Origin of the sequence: Enterobacter sp. BNK-13 (genome assembly GCF_048685015.1) — a bacterium.
GTDB classification, from domain to species: domain Bacteria; phylum Pseudomonadota; class Gammaproteobacteria; order Enterobacterales; family Enterobacteriaceae; genus Enterobacter; species Enterobacter quasiroggenkampii.
In genome coordinates this window covers 133,533-156,176 of sequence record NZ_JBLQTP010000003.1, presented here as the reverse complement: position 1 = coordinate 156,176, position 22,644 = coordinate 133,533, and the positions used below count along the sequence as shown (strand labels likewise).

General features: G+C 52.6%; 14 protein-coding genes and 3 pseudogenes. 13 read left to right on the top strand and 4 right to left on the bottom strand.

The genetic code is table 11. The features are described 5' to 3' along the window. Positions 1–120: 120 nt before the first annotated feature. From traH to repA, 7 genes are all read left to right on the top strand, one after another. On the top strand, positions 121–1,485 hold the full coding sequence (gene traH, locus ACMGGQ_RS23845; RefSeq protein ID WP_420290685.1) for a conjugal transfer pilus assembly protein TraH: 1,365 nt from the start codon (positions 121–123) through the stop codon (positions 1,483–1,485). Next, complete coding sequence (gene traG, locus ACMGGQ_RS23840) at positions 1,485–4,340, top strand: conjugal transfer mating-pair stabilization protein TraG (protein ID WP_420290684.1); 2,856 nt, start codon at positions 1,485–1,487, stop codon at positions 4,338–4,340. Before traH ends, traG begins: the two co-directional genes overlap by 1 nt. Further along, positions 4,340–5,026, top strand: a complete 687-nt coding sequence (locus ACMGGQ_RS23835; protein WP_420290683.1) for a hypothetical protein — start codon at positions 4,340–4,342, stop codon at positions 5,024–5,026. Before traG ends, ACMGGQ_RS23835 begins: the two co-directional genes overlap by 1 nt. Positions 5,027–5,115: 89 nt before the next feature. Then, positions 5,116–7,275, top strand: coding sequence for a type IV conjugative transfer system coupling protein TraD (gene traD / locus ACMGGQ_RS23830; protein WP_420290682.1), 2,160 nt, complete (start codon positions 5,116–5,118; stop codon positions 7,273–7,275). After that, positions 7,275–12,479: a conjugative transfer relaxase/helicase TraI gene (traI, locus tag ACMGGQ_RS23825; RefSeq protein WP_420290681.1), complete on the top strand. Its 5,205-nt coding sequence runs from the start codon at positions 7,275–7,277 to the stop codon at positions 12,477–12,479. The genes traD and traI overlap by 1 nt, the downstream gene beginning before the upstream one ends. A 116-nt stretch (positions 12,480–12,595) precedes the next feature. After that, positions 12,596–13,132 carry a phospholipase D family protein gene (locus tag ACMGGQ_RS23820; RefSeq protein ID WP_420290680.1) on the top strand — a complete coding sequence of 179 codons (537 nt, stop codon included), beginning with the start codon at positions 12,596–12,598 and terminating at the stop codon, positions 13,130–13,132. A gap of 257 nt (positions 13,133–13,389) precedes the next feature. Beyond that, positions 13,390–14,262, top strand: coding sequence for a plasmid replication initiator RepA (repA, locus tag ACMGGQ_RS23815; RefSeq protein ID WP_420290679.1), 873 nt, complete (start codon positions 13,390–13,392; stop codon positions 14,260–14,262). A 136-nt stretch (positions 14,263–14,398) separates the two neighbouring features. Here repA and yefM read toward each other — a convergent pair. Further along, a pseudogene (gene yefM / locus ACMGGQ_RS23810) lies at positions 14,399–14,649 on the bottom strand (YoeB-YefM toxin-antitoxin system antitoxin YefM). Positions 14,650–15,822: 1,173 nt separating this feature from the next. Between yefM and ACMGGQ_RS23805 the strand changes: the two are divergent. The 4 genes from ACMGGQ_RS23805 to dinQ all read left to right on the top strand — a co-directional run bounded on the left by ACMGGQ_RS23805 (position 15,823) and on the right by dinQ (position 19,344). Then, on the top strand, positions 15,823–16,140 hold the full coding sequence (locus tag ACMGGQ_RS23805) for a helix-turn-helix domain-containing protein (protein WP_420290689.1): 318 nt from the start codon (positions 15,823–15,825) through the stop codon (positions 16,138–16,140). Then, entirely contained in the window at positions 16,133–17,398 is a 1,266-nt protein-coding gene (locus ACMGGQ_RS23800; RefSeq protein WP_420290678.1) for a type II toxin-antitoxin system HipA family toxin, read from the top strand. Before ACMGGQ_RS23805 ends, ACMGGQ_RS23800 begins: the two co-directional genes overlap by 8 nt. 923 nt (positions 17,399–18,321) lie before the next feature. Then, positions 18,322–18,765 carry a hypothetical protein gene (locus ACMGGQ_RS23795; protein WP_420290677.1) on the top strand — a complete coding sequence of 148 codons (444 nt, stop codon included), beginning with the start codon at positions 18,322–18,324 and terminating at the stop codon, positions 18,763–18,765. A gap of 345 nt (positions 18,766–19,110) precedes the next feature. After that, on the top strand, positions 19,111–19,344 hold the full coding sequence (dinQ, locus tag ACMGGQ_RS23790; RefSeq protein ID WP_420290676.1) for a damage-inducible type I toxin DinQ: 234 nt from the start codon (positions 19,111–19,113) through the stop codon (positions 19,342–19,344). 130 nt (positions 19,345–19,474) lie between these two features. Here the strand turns inward: dinQ and ACMGGQ_RS23785 are convergent. Together ACMGGQ_RS23785 and ACMGGQ_RS23780 are read right to left on the bottom strand one after the other, a co-directional pair. Then, positions 19,475–20,007, bottom strand: a pseudogene (locus tag ACMGGQ_RS23785) (phage integrase family protein); the annotation flags it as partial. A 213-nt stretch (positions 20,008–20,220) separates the two neighbouring features. Beyond that, positions 20,221–20,465: pseudogene (locus ACMGGQ_RS23780) on the bottom strand (hypothetical protein); the annotation flags it as partial. A 601-nt stretch (positions 20,466–21,066) separates the two neighbouring features. On the opposite strand from ACMGGQ_RS23780, the gene vapB reads away from it, so the two are divergent. Beyond that, positions 21,067–21,297, top strand: coding sequence for a type II toxin-antitoxin system VapB family antitoxin (gene vapB, locus ACMGGQ_RS23775; protein ID WP_047732352.1), 231 nt, complete (start codon positions 21,067–21,069; stop codon positions 21,295–21,297). Further along, on the top strand, positions 21,294–21,710 hold the full coding sequence (locus tag ACMGGQ_RS23770) for a type II toxin-antitoxin system VapC family toxin (protein WP_410029382.1): 417 nt from the start codon (positions 21,294–21,296) through the stop codon (positions 21,708–21,710). The genes vapB and ACMGGQ_RS23770 overlap by 4 nt, the downstream gene beginning before the upstream one ends. Before the next feature lie 40 nt (positions 21,711–21,750). Here the strand turns inward: ACMGGQ_RS23770 and ACMGGQ_RS23765 are convergent, their stop codons facing one another. Further along, on the bottom strand, positions 21,751–22,629 hold the full coding sequence (locus ACMGGQ_RS23765) for a restriction endonuclease (protein ID WP_420290675.1): 879 nt from the start codon (positions 22,627–22,629) through the stop codon (positions 21,751–21,753). Positions 22,630–22,644 lie beyond the last annotated feature (15 nt).

Here is a 22,644-nt window from a genome sequence, read left to right as displayed (position 1 = left end):
AACCTGGCCACTGCTTCAGCAGTACGCGGACGAGATGACCTTTGCAACTCGCTTCGATGAAGTGCTCCGTATCGCGCTCGACAAGAAGAACCAGTCGGCAAAAACCGGGGGTAATAGGCGATGAAAAGACGGTATATCCTCAGCGCGCTGCCCGGGATGCTGCTCAGCGCCACAGTGGCGCAGGCAAGCGTAGAAAACGACATGAAGAAATTCTTCAACGACATGACCTACTCCTCTAACGCAACGTCAGCGAAGTCCTGGCAGGGGCAGGCCGCGCGCTACATGACGGGCGGCTCGTTCTACAGCCGCACCGGGGTGAAGAATATCCAGATGATGTCCATCAGCCTGCCGAGCATCTCATCCGGCTGCGGCGGCATCGACGTGTATCTGGGGGCGCTGTCATTCATCAATGCCGACCAGTTCATCGCCTTTATGAAGCAAATCATGGCCAACTCGCCAGGTTACATGTTCGAGATTGCTCTCAAGACTACGGTACCCGAGCTTGCGGCCGCTAAAGACTACGTGCAGAAGCTGGCCTCAGACATGAACCAGTTCAATATGTCCAGCTGTCAGGCAGCGCAGGGCATTGTCGGGGGCATGGCGGCTATGTGGAGCGAGTCGCAGCAGGCGGTGTGCCAGTCCGTCGCTGGTCAGAACAACATCTTCTCGGACTGGGCAGCATCGCGCCAGGGCTGCACGACGGGTGGTGGTTATGACAAGGTCACGGATAAAGCAAAAGGCAGCGATGCCGATCATGTACTGAAAAACATCAACCTGATGTGGACTGCAATGGAAAACAGTGCGCTCAGCAACAGCCAGGAATTACGCCAGTTTGCCATGAGCGTCAGCGGTACTGTGACATTTGATAATAACGGGACCATGCGCGTGTTGCCGAGTCTGATTTCAAACGATAAGGCGGTGCTTAATGCCATGATGAACGGTGGAACTGCCAGTGTGTACGTCTGTGATAACGCGAATAAATGCCTGGCACCGTCCATCAATAAGCTCACGATAGGTGAATCCAGTTCGCTTATCAGCATGACCCGTAAGACCCTGGAGGACATCCAGGATAAGGCCATCACTGACACGGCTCTGACGGATGCGGAGAGGAAGTTCATCAACAGTACATCTATCCCGATCCTGACCTGGATTATTGACCAGTCTTCTCTCTCTGTGACGCGTAGCCTTTTCGATCAGCTAGCTGACTACATCGCCTGCGATATCTACCTGCAGTACATGGACGGCATTCTCAAGCAGGTTAACGCGCAGCTGGCCGGGAAAGACTACCCTGGCGAAAGCATGAAGCTGCTGCGTAATAGTCTGCATGAAGCCAACAACGCATTGAACACGCTGCGTATGGATGTGCAGGTGAAAGAGAGCGCGCTTATCAGCGCCCAGAACCAAATCCAGTTCCTGCGCCAGCAGGTGTCTTCCCAGATGACCGACCGGTATATGGGCAACTATCAGTTTGGGAGAGTTAACTGATGGCTAATGTTATTGAGGTGTACACCATCGCTGGCGGCGGCTGGTTCCAGGACGTTTTTAACGGCGTGGCCATGTTCTTCAACAGTTCCGCGTCAGACTATCTGGTGGGGATGGCGACGGCCATTTCCGTTCTGGTGGCGGCGCTGGCCTACGTCAAAAGCAAGGATCTGATGGAGCTGGCTAAGTGGGCGGCGGTCTACGTTGCGGTCTTGTCGGTTCTGGTCGGGATCAAGAAGGATGTGCAGGTCATCGACCTGTCAGAGCCTGCCGCGATTTACCAGATTGATAATGTTCCCGCGGGCATTGCCGTACCGGCAAGTCTGCTGACCCGCGTCGGGGCCGGAATGGCGCAGGTGTATGACACCATCTTTGCGCGCCCGGACTCCCTGACCTACTCAAAAACCGGAATGATGTTCGGCGCCGCATTGGCCGTGGGCAGCACTAACTTCATGTTCACCGAGCCGGAGGCACAGCGCATCTTCACGGACTATGTGAAAAACTGCGTGGTGTCCGATATCCAGCTTAACCGCAAGTACACGATGGGCGACCTGATGCGTGCAAATGACCCGTACGCGCTTATCTTCAGTCAGCCGAGCCCGCTGCGCGGTCTTTATGATAACGATCGTAACTTCATGACCTGCGAAACCGCAGCGGCCTGGCTGAAGAATAGCAGCGGCGATCTGAACGGCAGGGATACTGGCTCGTTTATGAAGCAGGCCTCATCCTGGCTGCACGGGTTTACCCGACAGGTGTTCGGTGGAAATACTGGCAACACCGCGATTTTTACCGAAATGCTGAGTGACAGCTACAACTGGTTCCATAACACCTCAACTAGCGCGACGGAGATTATCCGCCGGAACGTGGTGATGAACGGCATCCGCCACGGGCTGAACAGCTACGCGGTGGACAGCGGCAACACGGCGGGGATGCTCAATATCTCCAGCGAGATGTCGCTCGCCAAAATGCGCATGTCGCAGTCAACGAGCGCCAGTATCGCCACCCACACGCTGCCCATCATGCACACGGTGCTGCTGGGGATGACCATTGCGCTGTTTCCGGTACTGGTTGTGCTGATGGTGGTCAGCTCTCTTTCCTGGCAGGTGCTCCGGGGTTATATCTACACCATTGCCTACCTGCAGATGTGGCCCATTCTGTTTGCCATTCTCAACCACGCCATGAACTTCTACCTGAAGGACAAGCTGGGCGGTACGCCGGTGGTGCTCTCGACCATGGACCAGGTGCAGAATACCTACTCCGATATCGGCACCACGGCGGGGTGGCTGGCTATCTCCATCCCGTTCATTGCCTGGGGGATGGTGAAAGGGCTTGGGCAGGTGATGTCGCAGGCGGGCAACTACCTGGGCCAGACGCTGCAGGGTGCCGCCACACAGTCGTCCTCGCAGACGGTTGACGGCACTTACGCGTTCAACAATATGCAGACCGACAACGTGCAGGGACACAAGTGGGATACCAACTACAGCCGCCGCGATGGCCACATCAGTGAGCAGCTGGATAACGGTGCGGTACTCACCAGAACTAGGGATGGCGGTACCGTGATGAATACCAGCGAGGGGATGTCAAAACTGGCGGTGCATATCGCCGGGGCCGAGTCGACCGTAGCGGGCTGGAATGCCAGCGCTCGCGAGCAGTATGCGCAGTCGGCACAGCATCAGGCAGGCTACCAGAAGGGCAAAGAAACCAGCTGGAGCCAGCTGCAGCAGTTTGTGTCGCAGCATGGTCACACGGACTCCATGGTGAGCAGTGGCGATTCAGGACAGACGGCCAATATTACCCGCGGTGCGAGCAAGATGATGTCGATCGTCGATCGCTATGCTGAAGCCAACAACCTCAGCAAGTCGGCGGCCTACAACGAGCTGATGGACAAATCCAGTCGCGGTGCAGTTAATGCCGGGGCAAAAGCGTCCTTTGGCGCACCAAAACTGCTTAAATCTGTTACCGGCCTTGGCGGTGAAGTGCATGCCGGAACAGAATTCACCGGCGCATCGCAGTCTTCACACGGCACCAATCAGTCTAACTCTCAACGTAATGACAACAGTCATGACAAGAACGCGCAGATGGTTGAAGATTTCCGCCAGTCCCGCGACCTGGTGGAATCTAGTGCATCCAAACTATCAGCTTCGCATAACGACACAGGAATAAATAACCTCAGCGAACAGTTTGGCGCGACCCTCAACGATACCAGCAAGGAGTTTGAGTCCTGGCAAATCAGCGAAACGCGCGCCCATGAATACAGCGAAATGGCGACCTATGCGCATGATAACCGTGCTCAGTTCGATCAGAACTATGATCAGATGTTTGCGAGCTATGTCGGCCAGAAAGCACCGGGCAGGGCGCAGGCCGTGCTCAGCGATACCGGTTCACCGGAGATTGCCGCAGAGCGTGAACAACTTGTCCATGAGTTCATGAAAGAGCGTGTATTACCGAAACTGGAACAGCAGTATCGCTCAAATAAAGCATCGATAGGCCAAAATATGCCTGGCGTTACATCCGGTAATAATCCGACCGTTCAGGAAACTTTCGACAATAATAGCGATGTTATTTACGACAAGGCTGATGCGGCCAGTATCAGAAAAGACTCTCAGGAGCGTGTAAATAATCAGTTGAATGACGTTGAGAAAAAAATATCTCAAAGCGGTTCAATTATTGATGCGGGTAAAGGAAATATTGAAGAAAATCGTGCTAGCCTGAAAGCTAATCATGAGAGCGCGAAGGAAACGCAGGAGCAAGGAATGAAGAATGAAATCGAAAATCAAAAGTTAATTAATACTGACTCTTTGATATCCGATACTTCTGTGAGGGATTCTGCAACGTTATTAAAAAAGGATGATAGATAATGGTTGTGACCAATCATAGTTTATTAAAGTTTCGCACTGTTAGTCTTTTGGTTTCATTCGTTTTTGCAACAACTGTATATGTGAATGTGCGCGACTTCTTTATGTTTCCTCTGTTTCTACTCCAGGTCGCATCACTTATACTTGCCATAAAATTAAAATGCTGGAGCAAAGAAAAAAGCCTCCGGGTAATTAGTCGTAGCGGCTTATTTTTGCTTATTACTGTATATTGTCTGGCAATAGCTGTCGGGGTTGTAGTTTCAACTACAACTTCAGGTGTGTCTAACTCTATTACTCTTCTTCTTTTTTATGTTACATGCCTAGATGCACTAATGGCGATACCGTTTGTCATGTCGTTTACAGACAAAACAAAATGGCAGAGTGCAGGATCGGTGACAGGTCTTGCTGCGAGCTCAGTTATGAACGGTGAGAACGGTCAGATAACTGCAGCCTATGCAGATTCTGACTATGACCTGATGAATAATGAGATTTACTGGCCTCAAAGTGATTACCATACAACCAGTGCTTTAGACAGCTCTCCAGGTGTAAACCCTGCATCAGGTCTTCCAATGGCTAACGATGCAATTGATGTCGGCGGAAATGTATACGGTTTTGGTGAGCCAGTGTTCAATGATGACTCTTTTCACACAAATCAGTTCAGTGATTTTGATTACCACAACAATCCGTAAGGTTGGTTGATTCGATTTAAACAGGGCTATGCAATATAGCCCTGTTCCTCTGCTTGTTAATTCTTAATCTTATTTTACTCAGGTCTATTATGAGCTTTAATCCACGCGATTTAACGCAGGGTGGACAGGTGTCGTTTATGCGCCTGAAAATGTTCCTGCAGATAAATAATATCATCTCGTATTACGTCATTGTATTCAGCGTCCTACTGATGATGGCTATACTCTTTATCCGTATTTCGCTGCAAAACCTGATGAACGGCATTATCTATTATGCCGCGAAGATGATTGCGCCGTTTATGAAAAACTCCGCCACGAAAGAAGTCTTCACCATCCGTTATTACGAGGACTCGTTTCGCTATACCCCTGACCAGGTGCTGTCAGATGCTTACACCACATATTGCGGCCAGTTGCTCAGGCAGGAACTGGCGATTGCCGGCTGCGCCACGCTGTTCGTCGCTTTTTTCATGACCTTTGCGACTTACTGGTATCTGGGCCAGACCGGGCGCAAACAAAGCGAGGACGAAGTTATCGGTGGACGTATTCTGAATGACGACCCGAAAGAAGTGACCCGGTTGATGAAAAAACGCGGTGAAGCCTCCGATATTCGGATCGATGCGCTGGCGCTGAAGAAGGATGCGGAGATCCAGAACTTCGCCATGCACGGGACGGTCGGCTCCGGTAAGTCGACGCTGATGCGTAAAATCCTGCGCAGGCTACGTGAACGCGGCGATCTGGTTATCATCTATGACAAAGGTTGCACCTTTATCGAAGATTTCTACGACGAGAGCCGCGATAAGGTACTTAATGCGCTCGATGAGCGCTGCCCCAACTGGGATATGTGGGAAGAATGCCGCACTCTGCCTGAACTAGAGAACGTCAGCTCAACGCTTATTCCCTCCAGCTCAGGTGAAGACCCGTTCTGGCAGGGTAGTGCCCGCACTATCTTCGCGGAAGGTGCCGAGCGTATGCGGCATGATAAAGACCGCTCCTACAATTCCTTCCTGCGAACAATGCTGGCCATCAAGCTCGATCAGTTGCGATCGTTTCTCGCCGGAACGCCAGCTTCCACGCTGGTTGACGGCAAAATCGAGAAGACCGCCATCTCGATCCGAAGCGTGCTGACCAACTACGTGAAGTCCCTGCGCTATCTCCAGGGCATCGATAAGCCGGGTCGTGAAAAGTTTACCATCCGCGACTGGATGAAAGGGCAGGCGGATAGGACCCAGAACGGCTGGTTGTTTATTACCTCCGACGAAGAGCACCACGAATCCCTGAAGCCGCTTATCTCCATGTGGCTCAGCATCGCGGCAACCAGCCTGCTGGCGATGGGGGAAAACCGTGAGCGTCGCGTCTGGTTCTTCTACGACGAACTCCCGTCACTGCACAAACTCCCGACGCTACCGCGCATCATCGCGGAAGCCCGTAAGTTCGGCGGCTGTTTCGTGCTGGGCTTTCAGTCCTACGCGCTGCTGGAAGAAACCTACGGTCCAAAAGCGGCCGAAGGGATGTTTGATCTGCTGAACACCAAGTTCTTCTTCCGTTCGCCGTCTGCGAAGGTGGCGAAGTTTGTTGAAGAGGATATCGGTGAAACCCGCCGCAAGACCTTCAGCGAGCAGACCAGTTTTGGCCATGAGCAGGTGCGTGACGGTATCTCTTTCGGCAAGGACGAAGAGCGTATCAATATCGTCAGTTATTCCGACGTCCAGTCCCTGAATGATCTGGAGTGTTTTGTCACCCTCCCGGGGGACTATCCGGTAGTGCGCCTGAATATGAAATATCAGGGGATGCCGAAGAGGGCCGAACCGCTGCTGATGCGCGACCTCAGGACCAGCCTCGACCAGGACATCGAGAGTGAGCTGGAGGCCCGTGATGATGCATATCGCCGTCAGATGGATGCCCTGTTCAGTCCGGATGCGCAGTCTCGGACCGTCGTAAGTGAAACCTCTCAGCCCGCCTCATCCGTACAGGCACCAGTCTCTCCGCCCGCCGCTGCACCGGTGAATCAGTCTGACGCATCGTCTGTTACCGCTTCCGCTGTTGCGGGCAGTGCCGGGGGCGGTATGCAGCCGGAGCTGCAGCATGAACACGAGCTGCCTGCCGGCATGACTGAGGACGGAGAAATCATCGACTTTGCTGCATACGAGGCGTGGACGCAGCAGACCGGACACACGCAGGAACAGGTCCGCCGTGAGGAGGTGAATATCAATCACCCTCGTGAGCACGGCGATATGGAATGGGAGAATATCTGATGCTGTCAGTTTCACCGATTAAGGGGGATGCTGGTTATTACAGTAAGGAAGATAACTACTACGTTAGTGGTTCTCTTGACGATCGCTGGGTGGGTAAAGGGGTTGAGAAGCTTGGCCTGAATGGCAGGGTTGATTCCCCGACGCTGGATGCCGTTATGGCCGGCAAGCTGCCCGATGGTTCAGATCTGTCCCGGATGTCCGGCGACAGGAATATGCACCGTGCTGGCTACGATCTGACGTTCTCGGCTCCGAAGGGAGTTTCAATGGCCATTCTTATTGGTGGGGATAAGAGACTGCTGGAAGCGCACAACCGCGCAGTGGAAATTACCATGCGTGAAGTGGAAAGCCTGGTGACGGCACGTATAACGGATAACGGTAAAACAGAAACGGTATCGACAGGAACGATGGTAGCCGCGCTGTTTAATCATGATACGTCGCGCGATCTCGAGCCTCAGATCCACACGCACGCACTGGTGCTCAACGCCACCTTTGCGGAGGGTAAGTGGCGTTCACTGGCCAGTGACCCGAAGATGAAAACCGGCTTCAGTGAGGCAGTCTATGGCAATAAAATTGCCATCGGAAATATCTACCGTACCGTACTGCGCGGTGAAGTGTCCGGTATTGGCTATAAGACAGAAGACGTTGGTCCCCATGGCTTATGGGACTTAAGAGATGTTCCCACCGATGAATTCTCCTCCAGAAGTACCGCCATCCGTGAAGCTGCGGGGCCGGATGCCTCCGCAAAATCCCTGGATATGGCGGCCCTCGATACGCGCAAACCGAAAAGCTGGGCAGACGCAGACCTGCTGGTCAGAAGCTGGGAAAACCGGCTCGCTAAGCGGGATTTCGACATGAAGGATTATGTGGCGAAAGCCACTCAGCGGGAGACTATGGGGGGAGTCGCTGTGAATGCCCTTTCACGCGGTTCCGATGTGGCGCTGGCTGTGAGTGAGGCCGTTTCGGCGCTATCGGACAAAAAGGTCCAGTTCACGATGTCCGAGCTTCTGTCCGCGACCGTAAACCGCCTGCCTGCAGTATCCGGTGTCTTTGAACAGGCACGAGCTGGTATAGACCAGGCCATTGAACAGCAGCGGCTAATTCCGCTCGACCGTGAGAAAGGCATCTTCACCTCCGATATCCATCTCCTCAACGAACTCAGCGTGCAGCAGCTGGTGAAGACGATGGTGCGCGAGCAGCGCACTGAAGTCTTTGCGGACCGTTCGGTGTCGCGCACTGATGTTGCCGGTGATGCGGTGTCCGTTTTGGCCCAGGATCGCAGCGCGCTTGCGGTGATGTCCGGCAAGGGTGGGGCGCAGGTCCAGCGCGAGCGTATCCTTGATGTAACGCAGATGGCCCGGGAGCAGGGGCGCGAAGCGGTGGTGCTGGTTTCCGATCGCCGAAGCGCGGCATTTCTGGAGCAGGATGCTCTGCTTGAGGGGTGCATGATGCACCGCACCGGCCTCAGCGCCGAAACGGTATTTCCGGCGCACAGCACGCTGATTGTGGACCAGGCGGAGAAGCTGACCCTGAAGGAAACCCTCCTCGTGCTGGAGAAGGGGCAGGCTGCGAACGCGCAGGTGGTGTTTATGGACACCCAGAACCGGGCGGGAACAGGTAATGCGCTCTCGGTGCTGAAAGAGGCGGACGTAGCGCAGTACCGTTTCTACGGCGGCAGGCAGCCGGAGGTGACGCTGGTCAGCGAGCCCGACAAGCGCACCCGCTTTGCTGACGTGGCGAAGCAGTATGTCAGCGCCGTGGCATCAGGTCAGGACGTGGTCGCCCAGGTGGACGGGCCGCGCGAGCAACTGGCGCTGACGGAGGCAATCCGTGAAACCCGCCGCGAAGCCGGGGAGATTGGTGCGCGTGATACGACGATTAACGTTATTGAGCCAGTGTGGCTGGACACCAGGTCGCGTAAGCAGCGTGATAACTATCGCCCGGGCATGGTGATGGAGCAGTGGAACAGCGAGAAGCGAGAAATGGTGCGCTACAGCATTGACCGCGTGGCGGACAAAACTAACTCTCTGGTGCTGGTCAACGAGGCCGGTGAACGTCTGGTGCAAAAAGTCACCAAACTGGACGGCAGCTGGAGCCTGTTCCGCGCGAAAACCCTCGACGTGGCGCTGGGGGACGAACTGCGTGCGCTGGGGCGCGATGCCAGAGGCGATATTAAAGCGGGTGAACGCTACACCGTGCAGTCCACCGGGGACGGTAAGCTCATCCTGCAGGCCGGAGAGCGCAGCGTGGCGCTGGATACTTCCCGCGCGCTTAAGCTCTCACACAATTATGTCGAAAGCGTGGGCAGCAGCGTCAGCGCAGACCGTCAGGTGCTGGCCCTGCTGCCCGGGAAGGGGCTGACGGCGGACGCACTGACCCGCCTGTCGCGCAGCGGGAGTGATATTCGCGTCTTCACTCCGCTTGAGCAGGTTCAGGCGGAAAAGCGTGTGCTGGCAAGCCCCGTCGTGCGTCTGGCCAGCGAGCGGGTGATGGATTCTACCGATGCCGCGGATTTGTCCGGGGCGATAGGGGCGCGCCGCGAGCAGCTGATGTCACCTGCAGAGCAGGCTGTAAGCCTGGCCGTGCCACTGTCGCAGAACGGCAAAATCCAACTGTCGCGCGTCAGCCTGCTGTCCCATGCACTCGCCTCCGGCGTACCCTTTGCTGATGTCAGCGCGGAAATAGAGCGCCAGACGGACAACGGCACGCTCGTGCATCTGCCGGTGGTGTCCGGGGCGGGGACTGACTTGCTGGTTCCTCGCGCCGCGTATGAGATGGAGAAAACCATCATCCGCACCATTGCGGAAGGCAAAGAGGCCGTTGCACCGCTGATGGCTGAAGTACCTGAAGCTGTACTTAACGGCCTGACGCAGGGGCAGACGGCGGCCACGAAGCTGATACTGGAAAGCACCGACCGCTTCCTGGGTGTGCAGGGCTATGCGGGCGTCGGGAAAACCACTCAGTACTGCGCCGTCATGAGGGCCATCAGGATGCTGCCGGAAGATGAACGCCCGCGGGTTATTGGCCTGGGACCAACCCACCGCGCCGTCAATGAGATGAAGGGAGCCGGGGTGCCGGCACAAACGCTGGCCAGCTTCCTCAGCGAAAACCGCCAGGCGCTGCTCAATGACGAAAAGCCCGACTTCAGCAACACCCTCTTCCTCACCGATGAAAGCTCCATGATTGGCAACCGCGATATGGCCGAACTGCACCAGATTGTGGCCGCAGGGCGCGGACGCATGGTATCAAGCGGCGATGAAGCCCAGCTGCAGCCGATTGCTGCGGGTACCCCGTTCCGCCTGATGCAGCAGCGCAGCGCCGCCGACGTGGCCATCATGCAGGAGATTGTGCGTCAGACCCCAGAGCTGCGACCGGCGGTCGAGAGCGTGATTGCGGGCAGGGTGGCGGAATCACTGGAGCGTGTGGAGGCCTTAGCGCCGGCACTGGTGCCGCGTAAGGCCGATGCCTGGGTGCCTGAATCATCGGTGATGGAGTTTAAAACCGGGAAGCCCGGTAGCGGTGACGGTAAGAATGACTCTGCCGTGGCTGTGGTTGCTGATGCCGGCCGACCCGCTACGGTGATTGACGCCATTGTTCAGGACTGGCGAGGGCGCACCCGCGAGGCGCAGGAGCAGACGCTGGTCGTGGCCCAGTTGAACGCTGACCGTCGGGCCATCAATGAAGGCATTCACCAGGCGCGACTGGAAGACGGTGATGTGGGTAAAGAGGAACGCCGTCTGTCCGTTCTGTCACCGGTGCGCGTGCCCGATAATACCCTGCGCTCGGCTGGCGGATTCGCGCGCTATACGGGCAAAACCGCGATGATGAACAACCAGTACTACACCATTGCAGGTGTCGATAAGGAGAACGGGGTGGTGCATTTCCTTGGTCGTGAGGGGCAGGAAGTCATGATCTCCCCCCAGCAAAACACCGCTCAGGATATCTCTGTTTATGAAACCCGGGAGATTGCTGTTAGTGAGGGAGATAAGGTGCTGTTTAACCGCACGGATACTGAACGCGGCTATGTGGCCAACGATGTCTGGCAGGTGATCGGTTTCACTGAGAACGGCGGGGTAAAATTCGGACGCAATGAAGAGGAAAAGGTGCTTTTCCCGGATGCGGAAGATGCCGACCGCCACGTTGACCTTGCCTATGCGGTGACGGTCAACGGTGCTCAGGGGGCGAGCGCGAAGCTGGTTATTGGTCTGGCGGGTACGGAAGGGGGGCGCAAAATGCTGGCTTCGCAAGAGTCCTGGTACGTGACATTGTCTCGCGCCGTACAACATATGCAGACCTATACGGACGATACGGCTGCCTGGGTGAAGCAGATTGAACGGGCGGAACAGCGCCTGTCTGCCCATGACATGCTGCATCAGCAGGGCGATACGCAGGCAAAAACTGCCAGCTGGCTGCTCGATATGGCGGTCGGGCTTGAGAAAACCGGCCTGGGTCGTCAGGTACTCAACACCGTGCAGCTGGCCGGTAACACCATGGCCAGCTTTATCGGTCCCGGGAAAAAGTATCCGGCCCCGTACATGGCGCTCCCGGTCTGGAACCAATACGGGAAAGAACGCGGTGTACTGATGACAGAGATCCGGCTGGGTGAAGAGGGGCGGCATCTGACGCTCGGTGACGAACAGCGTCTGCTGGGTGCGGAAGATGCGAGGTTTGCCGGGCTGCAGTCCAGCCAGAACGGTGAAACGCTGATGGCGGATGATTTTGCTCAGGCGCTGCAGCTGGCGCGCAATAATCCGGAGAGCGGGGTGGTTATCCGCCTCAGCAGTGATGACATGCTGCTGAATCCGGGGCGTCTGACGGGCGGTAATTTCCCGGAAAGTGAACTGGATGGTGATACTGCGGCCGCAGCTGTTAAAGAAGACGAACCGTTACCGCTACTTCCTGAAAAAGAAACGACGGCTAATACCGATCCGGAACTGTCAGCCCTTCAGGCTGCAGCAGAACCTCAACCGGAAGAAATCTTCGGACCCATACAGGAGTCAGACCCGGTATATATCCTCCCCGAAGAAAAGCAGACGCCTGATGTTCGTGTGGATATTATCGACCAGAAAGCGCAAATGGCCATTGAGCAGGTGGCCACTGAACTGGACGGTAAAGAGATGCGTGACGTGACACATCGGCTGCTACAGCAGGAGCGGGAGTGGGTTCCTGAACGAGAGCACAGTCTCGAGAAAACGTTCGAAGAGTAGATTCTCCTGTCGCCATCAATTTCCCAGTTCAGTTCATCCTGGTACTTAGCGTTAAGACCGTAACTTTTTACAGTCTTTCTTTATGTTTCACCCCAAACAATATCGAGATTGATCGCATGAGCTTATTGCAAAAGCTATTGATGCATGGACTACTGTGCCTGAGTATGCAAGTTCATCCCGTCATTGCTGCACCTACAATTCAGGCCGGTTTTTCACCTGAAGGCAGCGCTTTAATCCTCGTAATACAGACTATCGAGCGTGCACAGCACAGTATCTCCCTGATGGGATACAGCTATACGTCTCCTGAAATAACGAAAGCACTTGTAAGGGCGCATAAACGCGGCGTTACGGTCAGGATTATCCTTGATGAAAAAGCTAACAGAAATCAGCCCAGTCGGTCAGCGATAAACCTGCTTGTAAATGCAGGCATACCGCTTCGAACGAACAATAATTTCGCCATCATGCATGACAAGGTGATGGTTGTAGACGCAAGTACGTTGCAAACAGGCTCGTTTAATTACACAAGGGCAGGTGCCCGCAAAAACTCAGAAAACGTGCTGGTCATTCATGGCATTCCGGAGCTGGCCCAAACCTACCTTAAACACTGGCAGTCACGCTGGGATACCGGTACAGACTGGAAATCATCTTATTAAAAGAGGTTATCTGAAATAGTTCAGCATGTGCAGACATGCCCCAGTATTACTCCCCGGTAAGCATTATTTCGCCAACCTTTAGTCTCGTTTCAAACAAAAGGAAAACCCCGTTTATCACTATCCTGTCCGGGAAGAAAAACGGGGTTTAGGCGCATGCGTTCAATAAACACACAACATGGAAATGTTAGCGTTATGCCTTATACTTCACAAGGTTTTTATGCTTCTATCGATCGCACCTGCTTGAATCCGGAGGTCAAATGACACTCCGGAGTACGACAACATCCCAATATGTCCAGGTAAAAAATCCTTTCCCGGTTTTCACCATCCCTTGTCAGAAAGGAACTGAGCGACCAAAGAGAACATTACCTTTCAATAAAATGCTCATGCAAAAAGCCACAGATTTTACCCAATCCTGGAACTTCACACTTCTGGTCACGTTGTCACGCGCGAAAGGAGCAAGGCAGCGTCGGCCACCTGTACTTCGGTGTCGGGCAATAGATGCACTCATTCAGGGAATTTGCTTCCATTACGATCCTCTTGCCAACAGGGTGAATGCAACGATGACCACGCTGGCAAGCGAATGTGGCCTTGCGACGGAAACAAAGAGCGGAAAACTATCTATTAGCAGGGCAACGAGGGCGCTTCAGTATCTTGCTGAGGAGCTGGGCATCATTACATACCAGACAGAGTTTGATCCGGAACTGGGATGTTATTTACCAACTAACATCACTTTTACAGGACTATTTTTTGAGTCAATAGACGTCTCTGAAGAGGCTGTGTCAGCCGCCAGGAAAAGTCGGGCTGAATATAAAAACCTGGAGCGAGCGAAAAAAGGTAAGCAACGCCTATCATTGGATAAGCTGGTTTCTCTGGCCTGGAACGCATTCAGGGAACGCTTTAAAGCCTACAGACTCATGCGTAAAGCACATGGGGAGAAACGGGCCAGAGCGAGAAGAGAAGCTGGCTTGAGCTATCACGAAATCTCCGCGCTTGTCAGAAAAGAACTGACTCGGGAGATTGCCACCGGGAAGTATCCAGGCAACTTACTGGCGGTTGGTAATGAGATAAAAAGGCGGGTAAAGGAGAGAATGATCCTTTCGCGGACAGGGGGAACTGGCCTGCTTTGCTAAGATGAGTGTGGTGGATTGTAATGTTCAGATGTCAACATTTGGCCAAATCATGCCGTTAATTCGACATCAAAGAGTGCCAGCGAGGGCGATGACGCTTGATAGCTTTCATCCCACTTCTTTTCAGACCATCTAATCTTCACTCAATGATATTCCATTTTTTCCCACCAGTAGCTTTTAGGCTCTCGATAGAATTCATCAGGCGTTTGGCATTCGCTGGTGAGCGCATCAGGTATGCGGTTTCCTCGAGAGCACTGTTGTCATCCAAAGACTTCAGAATGCAAGATTCACCATCCTGGAGTGTGATGATCACCGGCGCACGATCCTCTGTCGTTTGAAGGATAGTTGCTGATAAATTTTTTCGGGTTCGCTGTAACTTATTACACGCAAGGGTAACTCCCGATACGTTGTACTCATTATTGAACAATCCATGAGGTGTAATGCTAAGCCCGACAGCAAAGCGTACAAGGAAATCCTTGCTGTCTAAAGCAGCACCTCAAGCTTACTGAGGATGAATATGCTGTTTATGATGCGTTGCGCAGATAGACAGGAGTGAGACAAAAAGAAACCGCCGTAGGTTGGCGGTTTCCTCCCCGAGCTGTTAGGAGCAGCGCGGTCAAGCCATAAAGACTCGTAAGTTGACACCCTCATTGTGTACGAACAATCGCCATTTATCAATATAACTGTGGTTGTATGCAGATTATTCTCATCTATGCCTTGTTACACATACCCTTTTTTTATATTCTCGGTTCGTCAATTTCCGAGTTTGGGCGGACGTATTGAGGAGCAACTTTGAGACCGTTTTGGTCTCGATAGATAGGTTGAAGATACCAGCTGGCTGCGACAACTATCTATAGCTTGTGGAAAAGATTCTTGTTAGAAGGAGTCTTTTACCCCTGCTGAAAGCGAGACGTTATCGCTTAGATGTGCTCTCTATACACGGTCAATGGTCAGGGATTAGGAACCCCTGGTTGGGCTTGCCGGCGATCCCGTAAAACCCGCTATGAAGACTCGTGAGTTGACGCTACTTGTCGTTGGCAAAGCGGGAAACTCAAATTAAGCAGCGCCACATAGCTCCAACAAAGGAGCGAAGAAATGAAGCATTCCATCTCAATGGTGGTGTTGCTCGTTGTTCTGAAGTCGTTCGTTGTTTCTGAGGGCCCCGGGATTAACATCTCCGGTAATACCTTTCAGATCAGCGTAATTACTCAGACCAAGTAACCCAGAGCCGTCCCTTCGGGGCGGCTTTTTTATCACATCAATTTTGTCATAAACAATAATATCCTGCGTTATGCAGGACTGGACTGCCCCCGCAACAGTTCAGAAGTCTCTAGATCATCTGTGGCGATTCAAGGTGCATCTGAGTGTATCCAAAATGATTTTCCCTCAGGATAAGATACGCTATTAACTTATTAATTTAGTTTGTTTTCTTCCTGTTTTGCTTCGCCATTCCGTTGCAAATTTAGCCGGAGTCTGGTAATCCATCGATGAAGGTGAATGTTTGTAGTATAATTCCAGTATAATGTGTCTTAAGTTGAATAATGAGAGATAAAACACAATATGTTGGATTTATCTTTGACCAAGCCAGATGAAATAGCCTCGCTTCTGTGTGACCGGTTGCGTAAAGAAAGGATCAACCAGCAGATGACTCAGTCCGAGCTGGCAAAGCGGGCTGGTATTGGTGTGAATACACTATCCAACCTGGAATCAGGTAAAAATACCAGTTTTGAGAATATTATCCGTGTAGCAATGATCCTTGGCCGGACTGATGAGCTGGAATCACTGTTCAAACCAAAGCTTGAAAGTCTGGACGATCTCCGCCGATATGAGTCCACGTTGACCCGGAAGCGCATCAGAAATAAGAGTATAAAAAATGATTAGTGTTGATGTTTTTTATGATGGCTGGGGAGAGCATTGGCGTTGGGGAACGTTAGCTACGACGACGGCGTTGACAGGGCGACCGGTAATCGTTTTCGAATATAGTCCAGAAGCACAAAAAAAAGGGCTGGAACTTGCAAGCTATACGCTACCGCTGGCTGGCCCGAAACTCCGAAGTAATTTCCCTCTTCATCAGTTAGGGCTTCCTGGGCCGGTTTACGACTCCCTGCCAGATGGGTGGGGGATGCTGCTCATGGACAGATTGTTTCGTAAACGCGGACTTAACATTGCAAGAATCGGCCCCCTTGAACGACTCACCTATATCGGCAGTAATGCTATGGGGGCTATGTCTTATAGGCCGGTATCACCAGATGTTACATCTGTTCAGGAAGATATCCCGGTTAGCCAGTTAGCTGCGGAGGTTCAGGAAGTACTGAAAGGTGAGGGAGGGGAGTTTCTCAACCGGCTCTTACTTATGGGGGGCTCACCACAGGGAGCGCGCCCAAAAGCTCTGCTGTATCGCAACTCTGTGACGGATGAGTTTACAACGATACCTTCACAGAAACTTGAGCCATGGCTGATTAAGTTTCCTGCCAGGCAGGAGCATCCCGAAGTTTGCGCTGTGGAAATGGTCTACTCTCAGTGCCTGCGAGAATGTGGGATTGAAACGCCAGAAACCAGGTATTTTGAATTACCAGGTGGACAAGCGGCTTTTGCAAGCCGGCGATTCGACAGAGAAAGAGAAATGAAAGTACCGATGCAAAGCCTCGCAGCCTTTACCGGTGCAAATTATCAGATCCCGGGCTCCATGGACTATGCAAACTTCATTAGAGCGACTCAGCTATGCACGAATGATATCAGGGAAAAAAAACGAGCATTCGAGCGTGTAGTGTTTAATGTCATCTTTAATAACCGGGATGATCATCCCAAAAACTTTGCCTATCTGATGTCTCAGGAGGGGAACTGGTCGCTTGCACCGGCCTTTGACATTACTTTCTGCGATGGTCCTGGCGGGTATCATCAGATGGATGTTATGGGGGAAGCGCTAGACATAGAACGCAAGCATCTGATTGCCCTTGGAACCCACGAGGCTGAGCTTGAGGTTACTCAGATAGCCGAGCTAATTGAGCGGATTTCATCTGTGGCCACCACATTTTCCGCGAAATGCCGTGATTTACTTCCCGAAAAAGTCACTGAAGATACAATCAGTTATATTCAAAATCGCATCAACGAAAATATTGTAGGTATGCAATCCAAATGAGTTATCACGGCCTCAAAAAAGAGGTCGTTTTCATGCAAACCACATCGAGAATTTCTTCTCCACACTTAACTGCAAGAGACCTTACAAATTAGCTGCTAACCGCAGCTCACCCAGGCTGCAAGTATTCTTTTAAACTACCTGTAACTGCATTCTTTTAAAAAGATTACCTGTTCATAGGTAGTTCCGGGAGTAAATGTAGTTACAACATCCTAAAGCACTATCTACGTTCACCACCTGAAGCCTCTCAGCAGTAACTGAAACTCAAAGCCCCTCTCAAACCACAATTTAGTCCTGCGCACAGCTGTAACACCTGAACCGGCACCCACCACTGAAAAGCCGCGCCGCCCGGGCCGTAGGCCCGGAACAACACCGCTTTTAATAATGGATGTTGTAACTATAAATCGGCGTCGCTGTGAGTTGTGCCGCTGCAGCATCAGATTACACGCTCGTAAGCGCCCTGAAGGGACGCTAACGCGGAGATACACCCCGACTGCGGCTGTGCCTTGTCGTGGCCACTCCGACCGCGCAAATCAAATTCGGTGACGCCTGACTGCGGGTTATAGCTTAGCAGGGCGAAGGGGTGGATAGGTGTTACCTATCAGGTACAGTAAACCGCAGATGTAACGGAGTACAGTGCTTCACCGGTAACCACGTCTGGCCAGGATGAACCCGCAGACTCAGGTATCCGTTCCGATGGCATCCCTATTCTCTGCGCCATCACGTAAAGGCGGCAGCAACAGATGCAATGAACACGCTATGGGCAACGGTAGCCAGAACGCGGCGAACTCCCGCAGCGGCATGGCACATGGCTTCGGTGATAATCGGCCTTTGATGTTTTAGCGCCTACAACCCAACAAATACCACATTGACACCAAAGCTACCATGATGGTAAGTTTTACTCCTCACGGTAAAAGGAGGTGTATATGTTATTTCAGATAGATGCTCCAAGGCCACTTTACAATGCACGTATGGTGCTTGGGTTATCAACGACTGAAGCAGGTCAATACGTTCATGTTACAAGAAAGACCTGGGAGCAATGGGAAAAGCTTGAGATGGAGAACATGCCGGTCCCAAAAGCAAAAGTCGAACTTTTCTTTGAAAAAATTTCAAAATTAGGAAAGCACAAAGACTACGGTAGGTTGGTAGTAATATTTCGCACTGAAAGTTCTGGTTGCCAGGTACCGTTGGATGTCGTTGCGGAAAGTAACTATTTAGGATTGGATGACGATAATGGCGAAAGTGCTGTTATCAAATCGATGGCATTAGACCGTCGAACCGGTCGCCCGTATGTCCATCGGACCAAGTTTTACTGGAGTGGGAATGAGCACGTTCGCAGTTTCTGCGAAACTGCAGAACCTCTGGCATAAGATAAAGTGTTGCGCAAGGGTCAGTTTGGATATAGAGAATTATTCTACAGCAAGCCTGATTTCCATATGACAACAGGGTATGCCGAAATGATGCTACAGAACAGGGTAGGGCGTAAAAAAACCCGACTGGTGAGATCGGGTTTTAATACATTTCCGGTTTTGAGTTGGTGACTCTGACCGGAGGAAGTCACTCTTCACCTAACATCCTGATGATATAACCTGAGTTGTATTTATGCAATACGATGTTCAAAGATGCAATTTGGTTTTTATAGGTGATAACCTTATAATCAGTAAGTTAGTCATGATTTGTGGCATTCCTGCCTTTAAAACCCAGCGTCAGCGGGTATGGACACATTAAAGTCCTGGTCAAGCAACAGGTGGTGCTGTCTTGATGCTCTGGCAGGAGGAAGTCACTCTTCACCTAACAGTGAGATACCCGTTGTGACAGGCAATGTAAGAGTAAGCCGCGGGGATTTCCTCCATTTTATGGGGAAACGGATGGGCGCTTTTATTGATAAAGCAATCATCGTTCTGAAGGCGCTAGTCGTCTTTCTGGAACTGATCCGAGCATTCTTCTGAGTGTGATGGAAACGTAAGTAAGGCCCGGGGGTTAACCGCTCTCGGGCCTTTAACATTTAAAAAATAGCTCTACGCCTGTTTCTACATACAACAGGCGTGGAATTGAGCCAGGCAGCCTCAGCTTGTCCTTAACCGGTACTGAGAAAGTGACTCCGTCGGCCGCTGCGGCTTCCACGGCTTTGCTGAGCCAATGCGTACGGTACGATCGGTAATATTCCAGATGCGGACCTTTTCCATTCTGCCTGTTATCTTGTTTTTTCGTTCCAGTGGTATCTTCAGCGTGGCCACCATCATCTCCAGCTGGCTGACATACCGCGGATCAGAAAGCGGTACGAGACGGTGAACCTGACTTCCGGAAGGCGCACGCCCCGCCGTTCTGGCGGCTTTTTCAGACCGTTGTTTGAGCGTGGTCAGCTTCTCGAACGGGTAGGACGGCTGCAGCAAAAAATCTGTCCGGCCCAGAGCCACTGCTTCGTTGACACGTGAGCCGGAATTCCACAGGGTGGCGGCCAGGGTCTTGCGGTACAGGTCGGGAATATAGTTGATCAGGGCACTCACCTCCGGCGCCAGCAGGTATTTTGGCAGATCATCATGCGCGAGGGCCAGCTGGCGAAGTGCCAGCGCAGCCGGGTAGTTAGTCGATGGCCATCGGCAACTGAGCAGAGGAAAAGGCTCCGATCTGGGCTGGCAGTGCTGGCATCAAGTTATGTCACTATTGTCAGGCAAATACTTTGCGAGCAGATACTCCATTTTGGTGCCGATGGCACTCAGCTCATACCGGGTCTGCGAGCACAGACCGATATCCTGTTCTGCTGCGGTGGTGATAAGCGTTCCCTTATCAAACTCAAATGAATTTTTCATTCCTGATGTTACTTTGTTGCCGGAGAAATAACGTTGCAGTAGCGTAATGCAGTAATTGTAGGTATCAAGATCGTATTCCCAGTCTCCCAGTTCTCCGGCCACGTTCAGTTCTTTGCGGAACTGGTCATACTTACGCTCCAGAATACCCAGACCGAGGTTTATGGCTGCATAACCATTATTTTACCGGGTGTAGAAATCGCGTTGCGGATTTTTTCAAAGGCATAACTGAAATCATTTCTGTTGTTAAATGCAGTAAACATGTAATTTCCTCAACTGAAAAATTAGCAAGACAATTTTACCAAGCATACATCATTACCTAGTCACGTACCTGACAGTCATTTCGCGGTATTTTAACCGGGCATCATTATTTTATGCTTATAATAAGCAGACATATAGACACGCTGGTAAATTACCGGGAGCCTCTTTTGTGGTGATCCGACTTTCCGCTATATCACTATTTCCGGAAGTGTAACACGGTCAGAGAATAAGCAAATCGGCGTTTTTAGGTGCTGAGCGGACGGTCGCGGGGGAGGGGGCGAAACACAACATATAGAAAAAATGGCAGCTGACGAAGTGGCACATGTTGTGTTTTTGCGCCGCAGCGCGCCGGTGGGGCTGAAGAAGATCCGGAACTGGTATTTTTCGGATCTCCGCGGAAAAAGTGAGAAGCCCGTATAGGCTGAACATATCCATATGCCCGGCATCTGCATAGGCAATGCATACGCATATCCTGACCATCTGCATATATAGCCCCTATACATATGCATGACATCTGCCTATACTCAACATATGCACACACCCGGTGCAATGCACCCCATTCCGGATATGCACCACAGATCCACTTTTACCCGGGAGAGAATCATGAGAACCGTATCCATTTTTAAAAACGGCAACAACCGCGCCATCCGCCTGCCCCGCGATATGGATTTTGAGGGGGTGAGCGAGCTGGAAATCATCCGGGAAGGGGACAGCATCATCCTGCGTCCCGTCCGGCCGACCTGGGGTTCGTTCGCGCAGCTCGAAAAAGCCGACCCGGACTTTATGGCAGAGCGCGAGGATGTTGTCAGCGACGAAGGACGGGTTAACCTGTGAACAGGATCTATATGCTCGACACCAACATTTGCTCGTTCATCATGCGCGAGCAGCCGGAAGCCGTGCTGAAACGCCTGGAGCAGGCGGTGCTGCGCGGTCACCGCATCGTGGTCTCGGCCATCACCTACTCCGAGATGCGCTTCGGCGCCACCGGACCGAAGGCCTCCCCCCGACACGTGCAGCTGGTTGACGCCTTCTGCACCCGCCTCGATGCCATCCTGCCCTGGGACCGCGCCGCGGTGGATGCGACCACGGAGATTAAGGTCGCGCTGCGCATGGCCGGGACGTCGATCGGCCCGAACGACACGGCGATTGCCGGGCACGCCATCGCCGCCGGCGCCGTGCTGGTGACGAATAATGTGCGGGAGTTTGAGCGGGTGCCGGGCCTGGAGCTGGAAGACTGGGTGAAGTAAGCCGCTCTCTTCAGGATAATTTCCTGAACCACCCGGCAGGTTATTTCAGCGTGCCGGGTATTCTGTCTCTGAGGGTGTAGAGTCTGTCAAACTCAGCATAAGGTTCCCCCGTTTCAGCCGCATGCCTGAGCTTGGCTTCAAGCAGGTCGGGCAGAGCGATACCGTGACTGAGGGAATGGTACAGATCATAACCACTGATACAGATCACCCGTTTTCCTTTCCCGAAGGCTGTCAGACCTTCATCAGTAAACCCCATCCAGCTGATGAACACGCCCCTGGCCCATTTTGCCTTGGTACTGAGTTTTCCTTCAAATACGTGCAAATCTGCCGCCGGCGTTCTGTTCTGATGCCACTTCGCTTCCATCAGGTAAAAGTCATCATTCAGCCGGAAGCTGCCGTCTATCTGCTCGCCCGTGTTCCGGAATGACGAGCGGGGAGCAAGCTTAAAGGTACTGAAAAGTTCTGCAAGCCATGCTTCAAAGCGGAAACCCCGCGGGTGTGGCGGCAGGGATTTCATCGCGTTCATTTCGGCTACCAGTGATGGCCAGTCAACATCGTGCCATACCTGGGCAGGCCTGTCGCCTCTTGCTGTATCAGCGTCTGCATTTTCCAGCCGTGAAATCAGTGCGAGCCAGTCATTGCGGCTTTTTTCGGCCTGCTCAGGCATGCTCTCCATTTTGTACCGCCAGAGTGCATCAAGAACCCGCAGGGCTGTCTCGCGATCCACCTGTTTCAGCAGGCATCTGACCCGTTTGGCTTTTGAGGTTCCGTCTTCCTGATAACGTTCATCATCAATATCAATGTTCAGCTCTTCATCAAAAAAAGCCGACAGCGTGCGGTTGGAAAAATCGAGTATCCAGCCCGGATCGCTTTCAAAAACGAGATTAAACAGTCTCAGATCCTGCATTTTCAGTTTCACGTCAGCCTCCTTTTT

What these genes read in the sequence shown, in the direction of transcription:
- traH (WP_420290685.1), top strand. Translation starts at nt 121, where the DNA reads ATGAAAAGACGGTATATCCTCAGCGCGCTGCCCGGGATGCTGCTCAGC.
- traG (WP_420290684.1), top strand. Translation starts at nt 1,485, where the DNA reads ATGGCTAATGTTATTGAGGTGTACACCATCGCTGGCGGCGGCTGGTTC.
- ACMGGQ_RS23835 (WP_420290683.1), top strand. Translation starts at nt 4,340, where the DNA reads ATGGTTGTGACCAATCATAGTTTATTAAAGTTTCGCACTGTTAGTCTT.
- traD (WP_420290682.1), top strand. Translation starts at nt 5,116, where the DNA reads ATGAGCTTTAATCCACGCGATTTAACGCAGGGTGGACAGGTGTCGTTT.
- traI (WP_420290681.1), top strand. Translation starts at nt 7,275, where the DNA reads ATGCTGTCAGTTTCACCGATTAAGGGGGATGCTGGTTATTACAGTAAG.
- ACMGGQ_RS23820 (WP_420290680.1), top strand. Translation starts at nt 12,596, where the DNA reads ATGAGCTTATTGCAAAAGCTATTGATGCATGGACTACTGTGCCTGAGT.
- repA (WP_420290679.1), top strand. Translation starts at nt 13,390, where the DNA reads ATGACACTCCGGAGTACGACAACATCCCAATATGTCCAGGTAAAAAAT.
- ACMGGQ_RS23800 (WP_420290678.1), top strand. Translation starts at nt 16,133, where the DNA reads ATGATTAGTGTTGATGTTTTTTATGATGGCTGGGGAGAGCATTGGCGT.
- ACMGGQ_RS23795 (WP_420290677.1), top strand. Translation starts at nt 18,322, where the DNA reads ATGTTATTTCAGATAGATGCTCCAAGGCCACTTTACAATGCACGTATG.
- dinQ (WP_420290676.1), top strand. Translation starts at nt 19,111, where the DNA reads ATGGACACATTAAAGTCCTGGTCAAGCAACAGGTGGTGCTGTCTTGAT.
- vapB (WP_047732352.1), top strand. Translation starts at nt 21,067, where the DNA reads ATGAGAACCGTATCCATTTTTAAAAACGGCAACAACCGCGCCATCCGC.